This is a genomic window from Salipiger sp. HF18, from assembly GCF_011806505.1.
Classification (GTDB): Bacteria; Pseudomonadota; Alphaproteobacteria; order Rhodobacterales; family Rhodobacteraceae; genus Salipiger; species Salipiger thiooxidans.
On record NZ_JAATOS010000743.1, the window covers coordinates 1 to 1,441 of the forward strand.

Here is a 1,441-nt window from a genome sequence, read left to right on the forward strand (position 1 = left end):
CCAGGATGTCGTTGTTGAAGTTGGTCAGCTCGTTGCCGGTCCAGCCTTCAGCCGTCGCCTTTTCCTGCATCGCGGGCGACTTCTCGTTGTAGTACTGGATGCGGCCGTCGCCGTTTTTGTCTTCCCAGCCCAGCATGCCGGTCTGCTGCCAGGTGGCCATCCAGTCGTAGGCCGGATCGGTCTCGATCTGCTCGATCGTCACCGCCGGACCGTCCGTACCCTCGGGCCAGAACTGCTGGGTGATGTTGAGGCGCGCCATGGCACCCACCGCGGGGGCGGTCAGGTAGAGCAGCGCGATGAAGACCAGCGCCCAGCCGGCGGACCAGCGTGCGTCGGCAACCTTGGGCACGGTGAAGAAGCGCATGATAACGTGCGGCAGACCTGCCGTCCCAATCATCAGCGACAGGGTGAAGAGCACCATGTTCAGGGTGTCGCCGTTGTGGGCGGTGTACTGGTTGAAGCCAAGGTCGGTGACGATGGCGTCGAGCGTCTGCAGCAGCGGCTCGCCGGTGGCGGTGTCGCTTCCGAACAGGCCGAGCGCCGGGATCGGGTTGCCGGTCAGCTGCAGCGAGATGAAGATCGCCGGGATGGTGTAGGCGAGGATCAGCACGACGTATTGCGCCACCTGCGTGTAGGTCACGCCCTTCATGCCGCCGAACACCGCGTAGGCGAACACGATCACCGCGCCGATCAGCAGGCCGGTGGTGGTGTCGACCTCGAGGAAGCGGCCGAAGGCCACGCCCACGCCGGTCATCTGGCCGATCACGTAGGTGATGGAGGCGATGATCAGGCAGAGCACGGCGACGAGCCGCGCGGAGGGCGAGTAGAAGCGGTCACCGATGAACTCGGAGACGGTGAACTTGCCGAACTTGCGCAGGTAGGGCGCGAGCAGCAGCGCCAGCAGCACGTAGCCGCCGGTCCAGCCCATGAGATAGGCCGAGTTGTCGTAGCCGGTGAAGGCGATGAGGCCCGCCATCGACAGGAACGATGCCGCCGACATCCAGTCGGCCGCGGTCGCCATGCCGTTGGTCACCGGGTGCACGCCGCGTCCGGCGGCGTAGAATTCAGAGGTCGAGCCCGCACGGGCCCAGATCGCGATGCCGATGTAGATCGCGAAGCTCGCGCCCACGAACAGCAGGTTGATGGTAAACTGATCCATTGCGTCTTACTCCTCGTCCACGCCGTGCTCTTGGTCGAGCTTGTTCATCCGGAAGGCGTAGAAGAAGATCAGCACCAGGAAGACCAGGATGCTGCCCTGCTGTGCGAACCAGAAGCCTAGGTCGGTGCCGCCGACGCTGATGCCCGAGAGGGCAGGGCGCAGCAGGATGCCGAAGCCGAACGAGCACAGGGCCCAGATGATGAGGCTGATGATGATGATGCGAAGATTGGCCTTCCAGTAGGCCTCGCCACTAGATGTATGATCCGCCACGAGCGGTTCCCT

General features: G+C 64.2%; 2 protein-coding genes. Both read right to left on the reverse strand.

Going from position 1 to position 1,441, the window contains the following annotated elements:
* Window positions 1–1,159 (reverse strand): VC_2705 family sodium/solute symporter (locus HC022_RS26485; protein WP_167454373.1); only part of this gene is annotated, 1,159 nt, incomplete at its 3' end.
* Between the two features lie 6 nt (window positions 1,160–1,165).
* Window positions 1,166–1,429 (reverse strand): DUF4212 domain-containing protein, encoded by a 264-nt coding sequence (locus HC022_RS26490; RefSeq protein WP_008885940.1) that lies wholly within the window; start codon window positions 1,427–1,429, stop codon window positions 1,166–1,168.
* Window positions 1,430–1,441 lie beyond the last annotated feature (12 nt).